The sequence below is a fragment of the Streptomyces globisporus genome (assembly GCF_003501885.1).
In the GTDB taxonomy this organism is placed as follows: Bacteria; Actinomycetota; Actinomycetes; order Streptomycetales; family Streptomycetaceae; genus Streptomyces; species Streptomyces globisporus_D.
Window position 1 is genome coordinate 1 of record NZ_QWFA01000311.1, and the last position, 4,388, is coordinate 4,388.

3 protein-coding genes are annotated in these 4,388 nt (G+C 70.4%); 2 read left to right on the top strand and 1 reads right to left on the bottom strand.

Features of this window, described 5'->3' with window-relative positions; genetic code table 11:
* Positions 1-151 precede the first annotated feature (151 nt).
* Positions 152-1,567, top strand: a complete 1,416-nt coding sequence (locus D3105_RS32610) for a glycoside hydrolase family 18 protein (protein WP_118906440.1) — start codon at positions 152-154, stop codon at positions 1,565-1,567.
* Positions 1,568-1,683: 116 nt separating this feature from the next.
* Here the strand turns inward: D3105_RS32610 and D3105_RS32615 are convergent, their stop codons facing one another.
* Positions 1,684-3,270 (bottom strand): S8 family peptidase, encoded by a 1,587-nt coding sequence (locus tag D3105_RS32615; protein WP_118906441.1) that lies wholly within the window; start codon positions 3,268-3,270, stop codon positions 1,684-1,686.
* A gap of 241 nt (positions 3,271-3,511) precedes the next feature.
* Here D3105_RS32615 and D3105_RS32620 point away from each other — a divergent pair.
* On the top strand, positions 3,512-4,388 hold an 877-nt coding region (locus D3105_RS32620), incomplete at its 3' end, for a pyridoxal-phosphate dependent enzyme (RefSeq protein ID WP_240647105.1).

Below are 4,388 nucleotides of genomic sequence, written 5' to 3' on the forward strand. Positions count from 1 at the left end.
TCCCTGCCCCTCACCGCCCCCGTCCACGCGCCCCCCACGCGTCCGCGACGTGCGGCAACTCCGGGACTCTTGACCATTTTTGGTCCAGACCAATACCTTCCCTGTGCACAGCACGGCTCTCCCCCGCCCCTTCCGCACAGGAACGAGCCCCATGCGTCGAAGAAACCTGTCCCGAATGACCATCGCCGGCGTCGCCCTGACCCTGCTGGCAGGCGCCGCGCCCGCGGCCACGGCCGGTACCGGCCACGACCGGAACGACGGCGGCGACCGCGGCAAGGGCCACCACCGCCCCGCGTACAAGAACATCGGCTACTTCACCCAATGGGGCGTCTACGGACGCGACTTCCAGGTCAAGGACCTGGACACCAGCGGGGCCGCGGCCAGGCTGACCCACATCAACTACGCCTTCGGCAACGTCAGCGCCGAGGGCACGTGCTTCACCGGCAACATCCCCGGCCAGGCCGACGCCTGGGCGGACTACGCCCGTCCGCTCGACGCGGCGGGATCGGTGGACGGCGTCGCCGACACCGACACCCAGCCGCTCGCGGGCAACTTCAACCAGCTGCGCGAGCTGAAGGCCAAGCACCCCGGCCTCAAGGTCATGATCTCGCTGGGTGGCTGGAGCTGGTCCACCCACTTCTCCGACGCGGTCCGCACCGCGGCCTCCCGCAAGGCGCTCGTCTCCTCCTGCATCGACCTGTACATCAAGGGCAACCTCCCCCAGGACGGCGCACGCGGCGGCGACGGCGCGGCGGCCGGTCTCTTCGACGGCATCGACGTCGACTGGGAGTGGCCCGGCTCGCCGGCCAACGAGGGCACCGTCTTCCGCCCGGAGGACAAGAAGAACTTCACCGCCCTGATCCACGAGTTCCGCACCCAGCTCGACGCGCACGCGAAGAGCGAGGCGAAGGCCAAGGAGAAGGCGGGCAAGGGCAAGGGGCACGGCCACGGGCACCACAAGCCGAAGCCCAAGCACTACGACCTGTCGGCGTACGTCCCGGCCAACCCCAAGGCCATCGACGCGGGCTTCGACGTGAAGCGCCTCATGAAGGACTTCGACTTCGTCAACATCCAGGGCTACGACTACCACGTCTCGGGCGAGAAGAAGACGGCCCAGCAGTCGGCCCTCTACGCGCGGAACGACTTCAGCGTCGACCGGACCGTGCGGGACTGGGTGCGCCACGGCGCTCCCAAGCACAAGATCGTGGTGGGGATGCCGACGTACGGCCAGGGCTGGACCGGTGTGACCGGCGGCGGTACGGGCCTGGGACAGCCGGCCACGGCACCGGCTCCGGCCACCTGGGCGGCGGGCTACGAGGACTACAAGGTCCTGAAGAAGCTGGCCGCTTCGGGGACGTACAAGATCCACCGTGATGTGAGGAACGGCCACGCGTGGCTGTTCGACGGCACGACGCTGTGGACGTACGACGACCCGCAGGTGCTGCGCGCCAAGGCCTCGTACGTCCGGGACAAGGGGCTCGGCGGGGCGATGTTCTGGTCGCTGGACGGCGACACGGAGGACGCGGAGCTGGTCACCACGGTCGACCGCGCGCTCAACCGCCGCTGACGGCGGCGATTCCGTCGCTGAACGGCCGAAGGGGCCGGGGCGGTCGCACGACGCGACCGTCCCGGCCCCTTCTCACGCTGTCTCACGCTGTTCGGTGGTTCACCGCCGGGGCGGGATCAGAACTGGAGCGCCCAGCTGTTGATCCGGCCCGTGTCGTAGCGGGCGTTGTCGCTGACCCGGAGCTTCCAGGTGCCGTTGGCGACCTCGGAGGAGGCGTTGACCGTGTACGTGGTGACCACGTTGTCGGCGCTGCCGCCCGAGCCGTACGCCTTCAGGTTGTAGACCGAACCGTCGGGCGCGACCAGGTCGATCTTCAGGTCACCGATGTAGGTGTGGGAGATGTTGACCGGAACCTGGAGCGCGGCCGGGGCGTTGCCGGTGATGCCGGTGACGGTGACCGGGGACTCGACCGTGGCGTTGTCGTTGATCGCGTAGCCGGTGGTGTTCTCGAACTTCTTGCCGGGCGGCGGGGTGGTGCCGCCCGGGCCCACGTGCAGCAGGCGGTTCGGCGAGCCGGTGCCCGGGTTGCCGACGACGCCGGTGGTGGCGGCCGCGACGAGCCCGGCGGAGACCTGGGCGGGGGTCGAGCCCGGGTTGTCGGCGAGGTAGATGGCGGCGGCGCCGGCGACGTGCGGGCTGGCCATCGACGTACCGGAGATGGTGTTCGTGGCGGTGTCGCTGGTGCTCCACGTCGAGGTGATCGACGAACCGGGCGCGAAGATGTCCACGACCGCGCCGTAGTTGGAGAAGCTGGAGCGGGCGTCGGTGTTGGTCGTCGAGCCGACCGTGATCGCCTCGGCGACGCGCGCCGGGGACTTGGTGTTGGCGTTGGTCGACTCGTTGCCCGCGGCGACGGCGTAGGTGATGCCGGCGGCGATGGACCGCTGGACGGCCGCGTCGAGGACCGCGTCGGCGCCACCGCCGAGGCTCATGTTGGCGACGGCGGGCTTGACGGCGTTGGCCGTCACCCAGTCGATACCGGCGACGACCTGCGCGGTCGTGCCGGAGCCCTGGTTGTTGAGCACGCGGACGCCGACGATCTTCGCCTTCTTGGCGACGCCGTGGGCGGTGCCCGCGACGGTGCCCGCCACGTGCGTGCCGTGGCCGTGGCCGTCCTGGGCGACGTTGTCGTTGTCGATGGCGTCGTAGCCGTTGAAGGCCCGGCCGCCGAAGTCGCTGTGGCTGATGCGCACCCCGGTGTCGATGACGTAGGCGGTGACGCCCTCGCCGGCCTTGTCGGGGTAGGTGTAGCGCTGGTCCAGCGGGAGGTTCCGCTGGTCGATCCGGTCCAGGCCCCAGGAGGGCGGGTTGGTCTGGGTGGCGGAGACCGTGAAGGTGCGGTTCTGCGAGACGGACGCGACGGCCGGGTCGGCGGCGAACTTCTTCGCCTCCGCGGCCGTGGCCTCGACCGCGTAGCCGTTGAGGGCCGAGCGGTAGGTGCGTTCGATGCTCGCGCCGTACTTCTTCGCGAGGGCCTTGCCCTTGGCGGAGTCCGACTTCGCGGCCGAGTCCTTCAGCGTGACGATGTAGCTGTCGCTGATGGTGCCCGGAGCGTCCGCGTTCAGGATCACGCCTTCGGGTGCGCGCTCGGCCGCGGTCGCCGGCAGGGCGGCGGTGGCGAGGGCGACGGCGGCTGCGGTGGCTATGACGGTCGCCGCGGCGAGTCTTCGACGGGCCTGGGGGGTCTGACGCGTCACTGACATGTGAGGGGTCCTCCTCATAGGCGGTGCTCTGGTGGGGGGTGGTGCCGGAGTCGCACGACCGACTCCCGACAGGGGCATGACAAATCAGCCATCGGAACGCCCCACGTTCGGCGTCGTCCGGCGAGCGGCGTGCCCTGCTGCCAGCGAAAGATTGACCGATCCATGGCGAACTCACAAGGGTGCCTTGGGGTGTTCCATACGCCCGCCATTCACCTGCCATATGCCTGACATGCTGGCGGACATGACGATCTATTACTGTCCAGTGGATGGGACGCGATCCGCGATCACCGCTCTGACCTGGTGCTGTCCGGTCTGCCGGGGCCCCTGGGATCTCGACTTCACCCCTGCGCGGGGCGTCGGGGTGAACGCGCTTTCCGGCCGGATCGATTCATTGTGGCGTTACAAGGATTTCCTCCCGCTCGACTCCTCGACGATCTCCCTGGGCGAGGGCCGCACCCCTCTCGTGCCGCTCACGGACACCGTTTCGGCGAAGCTCGACTATCTGATGCCGACGCTCTCCTTCAAGGACCGGGGCGCGGTGATGCTCGCGGAGCTGGCCCGGCGGCTGGGCCCGGACCGGGTGGTGGCGGACAGCACGGGCAACGCGGGCACGTCGGTCGCGGCGTACTGCGCGCGGGCGGGACTGCCGTGCACGGTGTACGTCCCCGAGGGCACGTCGGCGAAGAAGACCGAGCAGATCCGGGCGCACGGCGCGCGCCTGGTGGCCGTCCCGGGCGGCCGGGAGTCGACCGCGCTGGCGGCCCGCGCGGCGGCGGACGAGCCGGGGGTCTTCTACGCCTCGCACGTCTTCAACCCGTACTTCCTGCACGGGACGAAGACGTACGTGTACGAGCTCTGGGAGGACCTCGGCGGCCGGCTGCCGGACGCTCTGGCGGTCCCGGTCGGCAACGGCACCCTGCTGCTGGGCGCGGCGCTGGCGGTCGCCGAACTGCACGCGCTGGGCCTGATCGAGACGCGTCCCCGCCTGATCGCGGTCCAGGCGGAGGCGGTCTCCCCGCTGGCCGCCGCCTTCCGCACGGGCGCGGACGACCTGCTCCCTTCCGCCGACCGCGCCCCGGCCGCCCCCACGCTCGCGGAGGGCATCGCGATCCCCCGCC

Bases quoted from the DNA above. Each gene is read 5' to 3' on its own strand.
- D3105_RS32610 (WP_118906440.1), top strand. From the start codon at position 152: ATGCGTCGAAGAAACCTGTCCCGAATGACCATCGCCGGCGTCGCCCTG.
- D3105_RS32615 (WP_118906441.1), bottom strand. From the start codon at position 3,270: ATGTCAGTGACGCGTCAGACCCCCCAGGCCCGTCGAAGACTCGCCGCG.